Here is a 14,352-nt window from a genome sequence, read left to right as displayed (position 1 = left end):
GCCGACTTGAAAGGAGCTATCGCTATATGAATATGGATTACGATTTATTTATGCAGGAAATTTTAAAAACAGCACGTGCTGAAATTGAGGCAGCTGGTTACGAACAACTTAAAACACCAGAAGCTGTTGAAGAGGCGTTTGCTCGCCCAGGTACTACATTAGTTATGGTTAACTCAGTATGTGGTTGTGCGGGTGGTATTGCTCGTCCAGCAGCTGCACAATGCGTACATTACGATAAACGCCCAGATCATTTAGTAACAGTATTTGCAGGGCAAGATAAAGAAGCTACTGCAGCAGCACGTTATCATTTCGGGGAAGATCACTTACCTTCTTCACCATCATTCGTGCTTTTAAAGGATGGACAAGTAGTAGCCGAAGTTGGTCGCTATGAAATCGAAGGGCATGACCCAATGTCAGTTGTAACAAATTTACAAGCTAACTTTGAAGAATACTGTGACGAACTGTAATTCTATTCTTGTATAAGAAAAATCATTAAATGTAAGTAGAATAGCCACATAGATAACTTTATCTATGTAGGCTACCTACTTATCTCCATATATAGTGAGTTCCGTTATTATTAAAATTTTTGTAATATTGGCTAAATGATTAGCTATATGAGTGAAGAGTACTAAAGGATGGGAGGCAGTCGGCCTGAAGAAGTTTTCAATCGGCTATCGAACGTTAAAAACAGCAATCGGTGCAGCAATTGCAATTGCCATTGCTCAATATTTTGATTTAGCCTCGTATGCATCTGCTGGTATTCTAACCATATTATGTGTGCAGCCTACGAAAAAGAAATCCATTTATGCAGCATATACACGATTGGTCTCAAGTATTATTGCGATGATTTTTGCTTTTGTGAGCTTTGAGCTTTTTGCTTATCATCCACTTACATTAGCGGGTATGTTAATACTGTTTATACCAACCATCGTGTCGTTAAAAGTTGCAGACGGATTTATTTCCAGTGTCGTCATTATTATGCATATATACGCTGCTGAAGGTTTTTCGCTGGCACTTGTTTATAATGAATTAGCATTAATGGCTATCGGTTATGGAACGGGAATTGCCATTAATATGTATATGCCAGACATTCAAAAGGAATTAAATTACTATAGAGTTAAAATTGAGGAGCTTTATAGTAAGATTTTTATAGAAATTGCAAGCTATTTACGACAAGGAGATATGCTGTGGGATGGGCATGAAATCATAGAAGCGATAAAAACATTAGATGATGCCAAGTCTTTAGCATTTAAAGATGTTGAAAATCATTTTATGAGACGAAAAAATGATTACTACAAGTATTTTGATATGCGTGAGCGGCAGTTAGAAATTATTGAAAGAGTACTTCCAAAAATTACAACATTACCTGTTATAGTACAAGAGGCTGAAATTGTGGCAGATTTTTTACAAGACCTTGGTGAGCATGTTCACTCTGGAAATACAGCGCGACATTATCGAGAAAAGTTAGAGCAGGTTAAACATGATTTTTCACAGTTACCTTTACCACAAAATCATGAGCAATTTATCGCCCAGGCAGCCCTCTATCAGTTTATAGAGGAAATGGACAGGTATTTAGAAATAAAGCAATCATTTAAGGGTTTAAAGGTCAAAAAAGAGCGCCCACAGTAGTGTGGACGCTTGTGCCTTGCCTTAAACTAGCATAGATAATCCGAATGCTAGAGATGAGATTAGCATAATCGCTATCATGCTATAAACAACAATTTTTTGAAACTTTTTATTACTCATATGCTCGTTCGCTCCTTCTTTTCTTATAAATAGTTTAGCAAATCTGAAAAATTTCTCAAGTAGTAGAGTTTTGACAAAAAAGTCTGTAAAATAGAGTATGTACCATAACAGAAGGAGATGTCACCATGGAGAAAGTAGACCATATTGGGATTGCGGTGCGCGATCTTGATGAACGCATTACATATTATACAGAAACTTTAGGTTTAAAGTTGTTGAAAGTAGAAGAAGTAGAATCTCAACAGGTTCGTGTGGCATTTATCGACGCAGGCAACGTAAAAATAGAGCTATTAGAACCAATGAGTGAAAAGAGCGCCATTCATGGATTTATTGAGAAACGTGGAGAAGGCATTCATCATGTGGCCTTCGGAGTGACAGGAATTCGTGAGCGTATGGCAGAGCTTCGGGAGAAAGGTGTACGTCTATTATCCGACGAGCCAGGGCCAGGTGCTGGTGGTGCAGAGGTTGCGTTCATGCATCCGAAATCTTCATTCGGTGTGTTATATGAATTATGTGATAAAAGTGGAAAAGGGGATAAGTGATCAATATGGATATGTTCGACAAAATCAATGATTTATATGATCGTAAGACGGTAATTGAACTTGGTGGTGGCTATGAGCGCATCGACAAACAGCACGAAAAAGGAAAATTAACAGCTCGTGAACGTATTGAATTATTGCTAGATGATGGCACATTTTTTGAAATCAATCCATTTATTACGCATCGTACAGTAGATTTCGGGATGGACAAAATGGAAGGTCCTGGTGATGGTGTTGTAACCGGTTTCGGAAAAATCAATGGCCGTCCTGTATACTTATTCTCTCAAGATTTCACAGTGTTTGGTGGAGCTCTTGGTGAAATGCATGCGAAAAAAATGGCGACGGTAATGGACCTAGCTGCGAAAAATGGTACACCATTTATCGGCATCAATGATTCAGGTGGCGCACGTATCCAAGAGGGTGTTCTTTCTCTTGATGGTTATGGTCACATTTTCTACCGTAATGCGATTTATTCAGGGGTGATTCCGCAAATCTCTGTTATTATGGGACCATGTGCTGGTGGAGCGGTATATTCTCCGGCTATTACTGACTTTATCCTAATGGTTGATAAAACATCTCAAATGTTCATTACAGGACCTAAAGTAATCGAAACCGTAACGGGTGAGAAAATCTCCGCTGAAGATTTAGGTGGTTCAAAAGTCAATAATGCAGTAAGTGGAAACGCTCATTTCCGCGCACCATCTGAAGAAGAAGCAATTGATCAAATTAAGAAACTATTAAGCTATTTACCACAAAATAATAAAGAAAAGGCACCTCGTCAAGCACGTCCTGAAGGGGATGACTACCGTCCAGAAATCGTGGATACAGTGCCAATTGAAACAACGCGACCATATGATGTACGAAGAGTTGTAGAACAAGTAGTGGATGAAGATTCGTTCATGGAGGTTCACGCAGAGTTTGCAAAAAACGTAGTTGTTGGTTTTGCACGTATTGCTGGTGAATCAGTTGGACTTGTTTGTAACCAACCAAAAGTACTTGCAGGTGGATTAGATATTGATTCTTCTGATAAAGCGGCTCGTTTCATTCGCACGTGTGATGCTTACAATATTCCAATCATCACATTTGAAGACGTATCTGGCTTCTTCCCAGGTGTTAAACAAGAGCATGGCGGTATTATTCGTCATGGTGCGAAAATCCTTTATGCTTATTCAGAAGCGACAGTACCAAAAATTACAGTTATTTTACGTAAAGCTTATGGAGGCGCTTACGTTGCCTTAAACTCTAAATCTATTGGTGCAGACCTGGTATTTGCTTGGCCAAATGCTGAAATTGCTGTTATGGGTGCAGCAGGTGCCGCGAACATTATTTTTGCACGTGAAATAGCGAAATCGGATGACCCAGAAGCGACACGTGCTGCCAAAATTGAAGAATATAAAGAAAAATTTGCAAACCCTTATGTTGCAGCTTCACGTGGAATGGTAGACGATGTTATCGATCCTCGAGATACTCGTATTAAGCTAATTCAAGGACTAGATATGCTAGCAAACAAACACGAAACTCGTCCAGAGAAAAAACACGGTAACATTCCACTATAAAAAAACAAGCCTAGTAGCGTGATAGTTACTAGGTTTTTCTTTTTTTAAATGAAACATTTTTCCTTGTCATCCGTACTGATAGATAAGAGGAGTTGAGATGAATGGAATGGCAGCAATTACAAACAGAGCAAGAAAAGATTCATGCACAACTAAGAAAAGCATCCAGATTAAAGGAGCAAAGTCAGTTACTGAATAGCCAAATTGAACTTACACAACAGGAAATAGACCAACATACAGCAGCACTCAATCAAATTCGATCCAAACTGGATAAATTAGATAGTTTCTCGTTTATGAATATGATTCGTACGTGGACTGGACAACAAGATGAGCTTCGTGCAGAAAAAATTGATAAAGCAGCGGTACTTGAATTAAAGATGAATGAAGCAAAAAAAATGCAAGTTGACTTAACTGAAGATAACATTCAAGTAAAGCATAAACTAACGCAAATAGATGAAGTGGCCTTACAACAAGCACTGAAACAGGTACTTTCAAAAAAGAACAAGTACTTACAGCTTCATGATCCAGCACAAGCAGCTAGACTAGAGCATTTAGCAAATGAAGAAATGTTAACCAAACAACTGATAACAGAAATCCAAGAAGCTGAGGAAGCAGGAGAAGTAGCCTTAACAAAGCTAGGGCAAGCGGCAGCTTCATTACATTCTGCCAGCGGATACTCCACTTGGGATACTTTTTTTGGCGGTGGACTTATTGCCACTCACTTAAAGCACGATGCACTCGATCAATCGGAGAACTACTTACACAGTGCTCAAATTGCCTTGCAACGTTTTCATAATGAATTATTGGATGTTCATGAGATGTCAACAAAATCACTCCATGTGGAGACAGATGGTTTCGTTAAATTTGCTGACTACTTCTTTGATGATATTTTTTCAGCCTGGTCTGTCCATTCTAAAATTTCAACTGCAAGGGAACAGGTATCACGTGTGCAAGATGATGTACATAATACAATTTGGCGCTTACGGGATAAACATAACAAAGCAGTGAGCTATCTACAAACGATAATAGAAGAAAAAGAGGCTATTTTAAATGTCTAAGGAAAGTCTGAGGATTTTTTTCTCGGACTTTTTGTCTGTCGGATTGTTCAAGTGATTTCAACTCTTCTGACGTTGTGCTAAAATAATACGTATACTATAACGTGGAAGAACACGTAAACTAAGGGAGTTTTACAACATGACAAGTCGTTTAGTAGAAGAGTTTTTTGAGCTCGTTCAAATTGATTCAGAAACAAAGCATGAACAAGTAATTGCACCAATTCTTGTAGATAAATTAACTGCACTTGGATTTACAGTCATCCAAGATGATGCACATACGCGTAATGGACATGGAGCAGGCAATATTATCGCCACTTTAAAAGGTACTCTAGATGTAGAGCCAATCTATTTTACTTCTCATATGGATACAGTTGTTCCAGGGAAAGGCATTCAACCATCCCTGCGTGAAGATGGTTATATCGTATCCGATGGTACGACAATTTTAGGTGCTGATGATAAGGCAGGCCTAGCAGCACTCTTTGAGATGGTCAAGCGATTAAAAGAGCAAGATATAGAGCACGGAGATATAGAATTCATTATTACCGCTGGTGAAGAGAGCGGTCTTGCTGGTGCTAAAGAGTTAGATCCATCTAACATTAAAGCAAAGTATGGCTTTGCGGTGGATAGTGATGGCAAAGTAGGTGGGATCGTAACAGCCGCACCATTCCAAGCGAAAATTTTTGCAAAGATTATTGGCAAAACGGCACATGCTGGGGTTGCTCCTGAAAAAGGTATTTCCGCTATTACAGTAGCATCTAAGTGTATTGCTCAAATGAAGCTTGGGCGTTTAGATGAGGAAACGACAGCTAATATTGGACGCTTCGAAGGTGGCCAAGCAACGAATATCGTATGTGATGAAGTGACGATTCTAGCTGAAGCACGTTCCATTGATCAAGCTAAATTAGATGCCCAAACAAAGCATATGCAGGAAACATTTGAACAGGTTTCAGCTTCATTAGGCGCACGTGCAGAAGTGGAAGTGAAGCTTATGTATCCTGGATTCCGTGTAACAGAAACAGATAAAGTTGTGCAGGTTGCTATGGAAGCTGTTCGCAATATTGACCGTACACCAACATTAGGTATTTCTGGTGGAGGATCGGATGCGAATGTGATCGCAGGATTTGGTATTCCTACAGTGAATTTATCTGTCGGATACGAGGATATTCATACAACAAATGAAAAAATACCAGTCGAAGAATTAGAAAAATTAGCAGATTTACTCGTTGAAATCGTCAAGGAATCTGCAAAAAAATAACAGTCGAATAGAAGGATGTGAACGCATGGAAAGTGTCAAAGCAGTCGTTTTTGCTTGTGGGACAGAGGAATATGCGGTACCTGTAGAGCAAGCGATATCAATTGAAAAATTAGAGCATGTAACACCTATTCCTCATTTACCGAACTATCTTCTAGGCTTTACAAGAATTCGAGGTGAGCTTGTACCCGTTCTCGATTTTGAACGAATACTATACAACCGCTCCTCCAATACAGCAACTGCTCGTATTATTGTGATGAATACGGACGTTGTCAATTATGGATTACTTGTTACAGAGGCCCGTGAAATTCTTGATTTTGATGATTCCATACTGCAACAATTGGGTCTTGTCAATTATAGTAAAACGCGCTACTTTACAGCTGTAGCTAATCTAGAAAATCGTATGATAACATATGTTGATCCAAAAATACTGGTTAATTCATTAGAGGGCATTCGGGAAATTATCGATTATTTACACAAAATGCTTGAAAATGAAAAGGAAAACGTAGAGGCTTAAGTACTCTACGTTTTTTTATATTTGACTAGTAAATTTAACCTGTATTTTATCGTTTTTACCTGATCATACATGTGACAATTATGCATTATACCTACAGACAAACCGTTGCTAACCGCGTATGATAATGAGTAAGAAAAAACTGAAAAAGGCAAACTTCACCGAAAGGGAAGGACGCAAAGCCATGAGTCTAAACACTATATTTTCAGTGCATGATTGTCAGGTTGCCAGGTTCTGTTCTAGGAGCCGTGGCGAGTAGAATGGAGTTAGTTTGTATGAAGAGACAATTAAAAATGTGGACAGCACTAATCGTCATCATGATTAGTTCATTAGCTTTATCAAGTGGAAAGGTTGATGCAATGGCTACACAGGAAAAGGCTACGTGGCTGTGGGATACATCCCTCATCATGGATGACCAAGAAAAAATATTATTATTTTTAGAACATAACGATGTTAAAAAGGTTTATCTGCAAATCGATCAAGGCATAGCGAACGATGACTATAAGCAGTTTATTAGCAACGCTTCTGACAAAGGTATTCGCATTTATGCATTGGATGGTGCTGCAAGCTGGGTTTCAGCTGAGGGTAGTCGAAGCCAAGACGAGTTGTTTAATTGGTTACATACATATAATGAGAATTCAACTGAATCTGAGCAATTTTCTGGGGTTCATCTTGATGTTGAACCTTATTTAAATAGTGGATGGAGCTCACATCAAGCACAAACGATAGGATCCTATCAAACACTAATAATGAAAGCAAGTGAGCAAGCAAATCAGTTACAACTTACTTTAGAAGTAGATATGCCATTTTGGTTTGATGAAGTTCAGTATCATAACGAATTTGGAAAAGGGTTATTAGCTGATTGGGTCATTGACCATGTGGATAGTGTGACGATCATGGCCTATCGCGATGCTGCAAAAGATATTATTTCTATTGTTGAGCATGAAATTGCTTATGCTTCCACGGTGAATAAATCGATTGTAATTGGTGTAGAAACAGGCGCTTCAGAGGAAGGGCAAAATATTACTTTTTATGATAATGGAGAAGCTTATATGAATGAACAGCTTATACTTGTTCACCAACATTTTTCAAATAACGATGCTTTTCATGGAGTAGCCATTCATTATGTGGAGAATTGGATGACCATGCGGCCATAAAAAAAGTCCTTCCAGTGTAAAACTGGAAGGACTTTTCTATTGGTATTAGGACAGTCGACCACTGTAGTCCTCGAATTTAAATTCACGAATGACTTTAATACCTTCTTCATCATTATAAGAAACGATAGAAGGGAGGTTGACGCCGTTAAACATATGGTTTTTCACCATTGAATAATGGGCCATATCTGTGAAGACAAGTCGATCACCTGGTTTTAATGGCTCTTCAAACGAATAATCGCCAATCACATCACCAGCAAGACATGTAAGTCCACCTAAGCGATATGTGTGTGCGAATTCATTCGCTTGACCAGAACCAATGATCATTGGGCGGTATGGCATTTCAAGTACGTCAGGCATATGACATGTTGCTGACGTATCTAAAATAGCAAGGTCCATCCCATTTTTTTGAATATCAAGTACTGTAGCGACTAAATAGCCTGTATTAAGCGCTACTGCTTCACCTGGCTCTAGGTAAACAAGCAGGTTATACTTTTCTTGAATATAATTAATGATGTGAACAAGTTTCTCTACATCATAATCTTCACGTGTAATATGGTGGCCACCACCAAAGTTTAACCATTTCATTTGGTGTAAAACATCACCAAACTTTTCTTCTACTACTTCAATAATACGCTCTAACGTATCAGAGTTTTGCTCACACATCGCATGGAAGTGCAAGCCATCAATGCCGTCAAGTTGTGATTTATCGAAGTTAGCTAAAGTCGTACCAAGACGGGAATTTGTATAGCAAGGATCGTAAAGCGCAGTTTCAATTTCAGAGTACTCAGGATTTACTCGAATACCACATTCAATTGTTTTACCTGCAGATTTCACTTTATCCTTGTACTGTGCCCATTGGTTAAATGAGTTAAAAACAATGTGATCCACATATCCTAGAAGCTCGTCCATTTCATGCTCAATATATGCAGGAGCATAAACGTGAACTTCCTTGCCCATTTTTTCATAGCCCAGGCGTGCCTCATGCAGTGAGCTGGCTGTAATACCTGCTAAATATTCCCCAACTAAAGGGAATGTTGAATGCATTGAGAAACCTTTAAGGGCTAGTAAAATTCGGCAGCCTGTACGATCTTGAATTGATTTTAAAAGCTCAAGATTTTTTGTTAATAATCGTTCATCCACTACATAGGAAGGGGATGGAACTTTTGAAAAATCAATTGGTTTCATCGGCTTAATTCCTTTGCATCTAAATCAAGGTCAAGTAATTCTGGGTTATGGCTTTCTTGCCATGGTAGACCCCATTTATTTAGTGCATCCATGAATGGATCTGGATCGAACTCTTCCACGTTCCAAACACCCGGTTTACGCCATTGACCATTCATCACAAGCATTGCACCAATCATAGCTGGTACACCAGTTGTGTAAGAAATCGCTTGTGAACCAACCTCGTTATAGCACTCTTCGTGATCACAAACATTGTAAACATAATACGTTTTTTCTTTGCCATCTTTTAGACCGCGAATGATACATCCGATATTTGTTTTACCTTTTGTACGTGGTCCAAGAGAAGCTGGATCTGGTAATACTGCTTTTAGGAAGTGAATTGGTTGAATCATTTGACCTTCAAATTCGATCGGCTCAATTGATGTCATACCTACGTTTTCTAATACTTTTAAGTGTGTTAAGTATTTTTCAGAGAACGTCATCCAGAAGCGGATTTGTTTTAAACCTTTGATATTTTTCGCTAGTGATTCAAGCTCTTCATGGTATAGAAGGTAAATATCTTTTGGCCCGATTTCTGGTAGGTTATAAACTTCTTTTTTCTCAAGTGGTGCAGTTTCTACCCACTCACCATCTTTCCAGTAACGACCATTCGCTGTAATTTCGCGAATGTTAATTTCTGGGTTGAAGTTTGTTGCGAAATGATAACCATGATCTCCCGCATTTGCATCCACGATATCGATATAGTGGATTTCATCAAATTCATGTTTTTGCGCATGAGCTGTGAAAACGCCTGTAACCCCTGGATCGAAACCGCTACCAAGTAATGCAGTTAAGCCAGCTTTTTCAAACTTCTCTTTATAAGCCCATTGCCATTTATATTCAAATTTAGCCGTTTCAGGTGGCTCGTAGTTTGCAGTATCCACATAGTGCACACCTGTCGCTAAGCAAGCATCCATAATCGTTAAGTCCTGATAAGGTAGTGCAACGTTAATAACAACATCAGGTCCGAAAGATTTTATAAGCTCAATAACCTCTTCTGTGTTGTCTGCGTCTACCTGTGCAGTATGAATTTTTGTTTTTCCGCCGTCTAGTTTTTCTTTTAGAGCGTCACATTTTGAAACAGTTCTACTTGCGATACAAATTTCCTCAAATACGTCCGAATTTTGAACACACTTGTGTACCACAACACTGGCAACTCCGCCAGCTCCGATAATCAATGCTTTACCCAATTGTCTACCCCCAAGTTCATAAAAGTATTGTCAAACAAGCTGATTATACAGAAATTTGATATAGTACTCAATCATTGTTTTAAAATTTTCTACAAAAAATTTTGTTTTTCTACAACAATTAGTCGTAATCAGAGGGGAATACCTCGAAAAAGAAGCCAATTGTGAATGAAAAGAACTAAACGAATCAGCCTATTTAGTAAAAAAATGAATTGAAATCAACTCATATCAAAATGTTTCTGTTAGGAGAAGCAGTTCGACTAAATCTCTTTAAAAAATAACTGTAACATCAATAAAAGAATGAAATAGGATTCTTAAAGAGCTAATGCTTTCTAACTTTACATAAAAATATCCCTTTTACACTAAAGGTAGAAAGGGAACGTTTTATAGTAGTAATGGCAAGTCAAGTTAGTTTTATGCATATTATTTCAAATAACGGTTTGGTATTTGTTGCTTCTCCTCTCCCCAAACATAAAAGAAGATCACGAGCAATGTACTTAAAAATCCCATCACTAGAGCATACGTACTGAGGGCTACATGCACTTGACTATGCACGGTATAAATGAAGATAGCTCCTATTGTTAACAAATTTCCCGTAATAAGCGATATAAAATGAAAACGTTTATTCATAGCAAGCCCTCCTATTTGTTGAAGTACTTTGCTTTCAAAATGAAGAAAGTTAACTTCAATTATCGCACAATTCAGAACTTTTATCCAACACTTTAAACTTCTAAGATAAATTAAAGATGCTTTTTTAATACATCTTTTTATAGTATGATGAGAAATAATAGGAAATATTCATAGATTATGACAAGAAAGGGGAGACGATGAATCGTGAAATTACGCAATTCATTAACTTTTCAACTAGGGACGATTATCGCTGGTATTTTAGTTGTTATGCTAGGGATCACTTCGCTCGCCACATACATAACTGCATACAATAAACTATATGATGCTGCTGGTGTAGAGGCCTATGGCTGTGCCAATATTACGACAGGTTTGATCAATCCAGAACAGATAGATAGGGCCATTAGCGGCGATCAAGCTGCACAGCAGCGTATTGGGAAGGATTTAAACTGGACAACGGGCCATAAAGATATTTTCCAAACACAATATATATTAGCCCTTGATGGTACATTAATAGCCCTTGATGATCAATTAGCTGAGAAAGGCTTTGCACCTGGCGATTCATTTTATGTAGACAAAGAAGCGCTTGAAAATTTGCTTTCACATCAACACCCGACATACTCACAACCATATACCTTTGCTGGGATGGAGCGTTTATCTGGCTATGCGCCTATTTTTAAAGACCACGACTCTAATAAAGAGATTATTGCCATTAGTGTTATCGATTTTGATGCCAATATCGTCAAGGAGCGAACTTGGGATGTCGTACGGAACGGTATATTAATTAGTATTTTCCCAATGCTTATTGCTTCTATCATTACTGGATTTTTAATCCGTCGAAAAGTAAAACCTATTACTGTCCTTATTCAGCAGGCAAAAGAAATTGCAAATGGTAATTTAGCTGTACCTGAAACAAAGATTAACAGTAAGGATGAAGTGGAGGATTTAGCGAATACATTAAATCGAATGACGGCTAATTTACAAAATATGATTATGACAATGCGTTCTACTTCTAATACTCTAACTAATAATGCAGATGAAACCGCTTCCACTTTGATGAATATGACTAATACAATTCAAGGTGTCGCTAATAATATTGAAGAGGTAACAAGTGCTGTGACTGCAGGGATGCATCATGCGGAAAATGCCACAGATGTTCTTACATCTTTAGCAGAAGATCTTCAAATGATTCAAAACAATGCCAATAAAAGTGCAGAGAATGCTCGACAAACAATGAATTTAGCAACAGAGGGTGAGCGATTAGCAAAGGATATAAGCAATGCTATGGCATTAATTCATAGCGGATCAGGTGAAGTACGTCAGACAGTAGAAAACTTAGTTAGCTCTGCCACCAAAATCCAGACTATTACAACGTCTATCGCTACTATTGCCTCACAAACGAATTTGCTCGCCTTAAATGCTTCAATTGAAGCTGCTAGAGCAGGGGATCATGGGAAGGGCTTTGCCATTGTAGCAGAGGAAGTACGTAAGCTTGCTGAGCAATCCAATCAGGAGGTTTTACAAGTAGAGCAACTTATTGGGGATATTATGCAACATGTACAGCAAGTCATGACATCAACGAATGATAATACGCAATATATCCAAAAAGGAACAGAGACGGTGCGTTTAACAGCACAAGCTTTAGGAAATATTTCAACAGCAGTGGCTACTACAGTGGATGAAATGATTGCTATATCGAATGCCATGACCGCTGAAAATCAAAAATCAGCTCATATTGTTCAAATGATTCAACGATTAACAGAATCGATTCGAGATATTGAGGAAACGATGAATATGATTACTCTCGCAGCACAGCAAACAACTACAAGTATTGATGAGGTTTCACAAGGGTCTAATGAAACAAATCAAATGGCTCATACACTAGAGCAACATGTTAAAGCATTTAAATTAAAAGAATTGTAGAAAGATTAGGACAGGTTATCTTTTTCTTACACTATGAAGATGGTACACTAACTATAAGATTTTTCTTTAGGTGAAGGCGAGGATATGAATAGTGGTTAATCGAATGGATGAGCAAGTTCAACAAATCAATGACTTATTTGTAAGTGGACAAGTAAAAGAGAGTTATCAACTAGCTAAAGATATACTTGCCAATGAAACCATTAAAGATGGGGAGGCTAAACAGCTCATTTTGCAACATGTTGCATTGCTTGAGGCAAATGGTTATGCCAATATACCGGCAACTACTGATGAGAAGGTGAAGCAAAGTGTAGAACGAACAGATGGCTCCTATCCAGAACGAGATGTTCTTGCTGCTTATATAGGTAGTCAAGATAGTGAACAGTTTGGAAAAGTAGTCGATGAATTATTAGCAGGGACCATTGAAGCACAGGCGAATGCTTATTATACAATGGCTGAATATTATGTCCTTGCTAAAGAACATGATAAGGCAACCGTACAATATGCTGAGGCCATCAAGCTACAGCCAAATAAAGCGCTATACTGGGGGGCTTTTGCACAGTTTTTAAATCGACATGAGGGAAGCCCCTATCTGGCGCTGCGCTTAATTGAGGAAGCTATTCTATTAGATGGTATGAATCCTCGTTGGCACTATATTCAAGGGAATATTTTTTTACAACTTATAGCCGCAACTAAAAATTTAAGCTATTTACCGGCCTTAGAAGAAGCATGGGAAAAAGCCAAAAAACGTTGCACAGCCAAGCAAGTTACATTGAAAATGGACCTAGCAAAATCAAACGATGTACTGGCTCAATGGAAAAAGCAGATGCTATAAATCTAGAAATATATTTAATATTGATAATTATTTCCTTTAAAGTATATTTATGCTACCATGAATGTATAAACGGACGTATGAAGCTTATCGATGACATGAAAGAAGTGTTTTTTTGAGTTTATATGTAGCGTATGTATTAGTAGGACTTGCCATTGCCATGCCTGTAGGAGCAATTACGGTAGAAATGACAAAGCAAGGACTCAAAAATGGTTTTATACACGGCTGGGCTGTGGGACTTGGTGGCATGACCATTGATATAGTATTAGTTTTTGCCTTGTATATGGGACTAGCTTCTATATTGGCTATGCCGATGGTACAACTACCCATGTGGATTATAGGGGCAGGATTTTTATTTTTGTTAGGGTATGATTCGATCAAGAATGCCAACCATGATATTACGTTGGTAGGAGAAAAAGTCACCAAATCGTTTTTTGCCTCTTATTTTAATGGCCTACTAGTAGCAATTTCACCTGGTAATCTCGTTTTTTGGGTTAATGTATTTGGAGTGGTTTTAGCGAAATCCTATGGACAAGGAGAGCAGACAAGCTTTTTAATCATTGCTGCTGGTGTTCTTAGTGGAATTTTACTCCACGATATCGGTTTACTAACAATTGTCTCGGTGACACGTAAAGCAATGAATCGTAAAATGATTAAAACATTTACCATTGTAGCAGGATTCTTGTTAATTGGCTTTGCTGGTTATTTTATATATGAATTTATACGAGCAATTAAGATTTATATATGAAAAG

General features: G+C 38.1%; 15 protein-coding genes and 1 riboswitch. Of the genes, 11 read left to right on the top strand and 4 right to left on the bottom strand.

What is annotated here, in order from left to right:
* The first annotated feature begins 26 nt into the window (after nucleotides 1-26).
* Nucleotides 27-467, top strand: coding sequence for a BrxA/BrxB family bacilliredoxin (locus OU989_RS13740; RefSeq protein ID WP_274793604.1), 441 nt, complete (start codon nucleotides 27-29; stop codon nucleotides 465-467).
* A gap of 151 nt (nucleotides 468-618) precedes the next feature.
* Nucleotides 619-1,629, top strand: a complete 1,011-nt coding sequence (locus OU989_RS13735; protein WP_274793603.1) for an aromatic acid exporter family protein — start codon at nucleotides 619-621, stop codon at nucleotides 1,627-1,629.
* A 21-nt stretch (nucleotides 1,630-1,650) separates the two neighbouring features.
* On the opposite strand, the gene prli42 is transcribed toward OU989_RS13735, so the two are convergent.
* Entirely contained in the window at nucleotides 1,651-1,746 is a 96-nt protein-coding gene (gene prli42 / locus OU989_RS13730; RefSeq protein ID WP_155273190.1) for a stressosome-associated protein Prli42, read from the bottom strand.
* 125 nt (nucleotides 1,747-1,871) lie between these two features.
* Between prli42 and mce the strand changes: the two genes are divergently transcribed.
* The 6 genes from mce (at nucleotide 1,872) to OU989_RS13700 (ending at nucleotide 7,813) form a co-directional block, all read left to right on the top strand.
* Nucleotides 1,872-2,285 carry a methylmalonyl-CoA epimerase gene (mce, locus tag OU989_RS13725; protein ID WP_107949440.1) on the top strand — a complete coding sequence of 138 codons (414 nt, stop codon included), beginning with the start codon at nucleotides 1,872-1,874 and terminating at the stop codon, nucleotides 2,283-2,285.
* A 5-nt stretch (nucleotides 2,286-2,290) separates the two neighbouring features.
* Nucleotides 2,291-3,838: an acyl-CoA carboxylase subunit beta gene (locus tag OU989_RS13720; RefSeq protein WP_274793602.1), complete on the top strand. Its 1,548-nt coding sequence runs from the start codon at nucleotides 2,291-2,293 to the stop codon at nucleotides 3,836-3,838.
* Nucleotides 3,839-3,939: 101 nt separating this feature from the next.
* Nucleotides 3,940-4,893: a coiled-coil domain-containing protein gene (locus OU989_RS13715; protein ID WP_274793601.1), complete on the top strand. Its 954-nt coding sequence runs from the start codon at nucleotides 3,940-3,942 to the stop codon at nucleotides 4,891-4,893.
* Between the two features lie 136 nt (nucleotides 4,894-5,029).
* Nucleotides 5,030-6,145 carry a M20/M25/M40 family metallo-hydrolase gene (locus tag OU989_RS13710; RefSeq protein WP_274793600.1) on the top strand — a complete coding sequence of 372 codons (1,116 nt, stop codon included), beginning with the start codon at nucleotides 5,030-5,032 and terminating at the stop codon, nucleotides 6,143-6,145.
* Between the two features lie 25 nt (nucleotides 6,146-6,170).
* The gene (locus OU989_RS13705; RefSeq protein ID WP_274793599.1) at nucleotides 6,171-6,659 is read left to right on the top strand and encodes a chemotaxis protein CheW; all 489 of its coding nucleotides are present in this window, start codon (nucleotides 6,171-6,173) and stop codon (nucleotides 6,657-6,659) included.
* Nucleotides 6,660-6,796: 137 nt separating this feature from the next.
* Nucleotides 6,797-6,888, top strand: a riboswitch (cyclic di-GMP riboswitch).
* Nucleotides 6,889-6,931: 43 nt separating this feature from the next.
* Nucleotides 6,932-7,813 (top strand): amidase, encoded by an 882-nt coding sequence (locus tag OU989_RS13700; RefSeq protein WP_274793598.1) that lies wholly within the window; start codon nucleotides 6,932-6,934, stop codon nucleotides 7,811-7,813.
* 45 nt (nucleotides 7,814-7,858) lie between these two features.
* Here OU989_RS13700 and nspC read toward each other — a convergent pair whose 3' ends face one another.
* The 3 genes from nspC to OU989_RS13685 all read right to left on the bottom strand — a co-directional run bounded on the left by nspC (nucleotide 7,859) and on the right by OU989_RS13685 (nucleotide 10,851).
* Complete coding sequence (gene nspC / locus OU989_RS13695) at nucleotides 7,859-8,998, bottom strand: carboxynorspermidine decarboxylase (protein WP_274793597.1); 1,140 nt, start codon at nucleotides 8,996-8,998, stop codon at nucleotides 7,859-7,861.
* On the bottom strand, nucleotides 8,995-10,224 hold the full coding sequence (locus tag OU989_RS13690) for a saccharopine dehydrogenase family protein (RefSeq protein WP_274793596.1): 1,230 nt from the start codon (nucleotides 10,222-10,224) through the stop codon (nucleotides 8,995-8,997). The genes nspC and OU989_RS13690 overlap by 4 nt, the downstream gene beginning before the upstream one ends.
* Nucleotides 10,225-10,644: 420 nt before the next feature.
* A complete protein-coding gene (locus tag OU989_RS13685; protein WP_274793595.1) occupies nucleotides 10,645-10,851 on the bottom strand; it encodes a hypothetical protein in 207 nt (68 codons plus the stop codon).
* Between the two features lie 204 nt (nucleotides 10,852-11,055).
* On the opposite strand from OU989_RS13685, the gene OU989_RS13680 reads away from it, so the two are divergent.
* The 3 genes from OU989_RS13680 to OU989_RS13670 all read left to right on the top strand — a co-directional run bounded on the left by OU989_RS13680 (nucleotide 11,056) and on the right by OU989_RS13670 (nucleotide 14,348).
* On the top strand, nucleotides 11,056-12,771 hold the full coding sequence (locus OU989_RS13680; RefSeq protein WP_274793594.1) for a methyl-accepting chemotaxis protein: 1,716 nt from the start codon (nucleotides 11,056-11,058) through the stop codon (nucleotides 12,769-12,771).
* 91 nt (nucleotides 12,772-12,862) lie between these two features.
* Nucleotides 12,863-13,603 carry a tetratricopeptide repeat protein gene (locus OU989_RS13675; RefSeq protein WP_274793593.1) on the top strand — a complete coding sequence of 247 codons (741 nt, stop codon included), beginning with the start codon at nucleotides 12,863-12,865 and terminating at the stop codon, nucleotides 13,601-13,603.
* 112 nt (nucleotides 13,604-13,715) lie between these two features.
* On the top strand, nucleotides 13,716-14,348 hold the full coding sequence (locus OU989_RS13670; protein WP_274793592.1) for a LysE family transporter: 633 nt from the start codon (nucleotides 13,716-13,718) through the stop codon (nucleotides 14,346-14,348).
* Nucleotides 14,349-14,352 lie beyond the last annotated feature (4 nt).

The organism is Lysinibacillus irui (assembly GCF_028877475.1).
In the GTDB taxonomy this organism is placed as follows: domain Bacteria; phylum Bacillota; class Bacilli; order Bacillales_A; family Planococcaceae; genus Lysinibacillus; species Lysinibacillus irui.
Note: the sequence above shows the minus strand (reverse complement) of the source record. Positions and strands in the feature narration are given on the sequence as shown.

What these genes read in the sequence shown, in the direction of transcription:
- OU989_RS13740 (WP_274793604.1), top strand. Translation starts at nt 27, where the DNA reads ATGAATATGGATTACGATTTATTTATGCAGGAAATTTTAAAAACAGCA.
- prli42 (WP_155273190.1), bottom strand. Translation starts at nt 1,746, where the DNA reads ATGAGTAATAAAAAGTTTCAAAAAATTGTTGTTTATAGCATGATAGCG.
- mce (WP_107949440.1), top strand. Translation starts at nt 1,872, where the DNA reads ATGGAGAAAGTAGACCATATTGGGATTGCGGTGCGCGATCTTGATGAA.
- OU989_RS13720 (WP_274793602.1), top strand. Translation starts at nt 2,291, where the DNA reads ATGGATATGTTCGACAAAATCAATGATTTATATGATCGTAAGACGGTA.
- OU989_RS13715 (WP_274793601.1), top strand. Translation starts at nt 3,940, where the DNA reads ATGGAATGGCAGCAATTACAAACAGAGCAAGAAAAGATTCATGCACAA.
- OU989_RS13710 (WP_274793600.1), top strand. Translation starts at nt 5,030, where the DNA reads ATGACAAGTCGTTTAGTAGAAGAGTTTTTTGAGCTCGTTCAAATTGAT.
- OU989_RS13705 (WP_274793599.1), top strand. Translation starts at nt 6,171, where the DNA reads ATGGAAAGTGTCAAAGCAGTCGTTTTTGCTTGTGGGACAGAGGAATAT.
- OU989_RS13700 (WP_274793598.1), top strand. Translation starts at nt 6,932, where the DNA reads ATGAAGAGACAATTAAAAATGTGGACAGCACTAATCGTCATCATGATT.
- nspC (WP_274793597.1), bottom strand. Translation starts at nt 8,998, where the DNA reads ATGAAACCAATTGATTTTTCAAAAGTTCCATCCCCTTCCTATGTAGTG.
- OU989_RS13685 (WP_274793595.1), bottom strand. Translation starts at nt 10,851, where the DNA reads ATGAATAAACGTTTTCATTTTATATCGCTTATTACGGGAAATTTGTTA.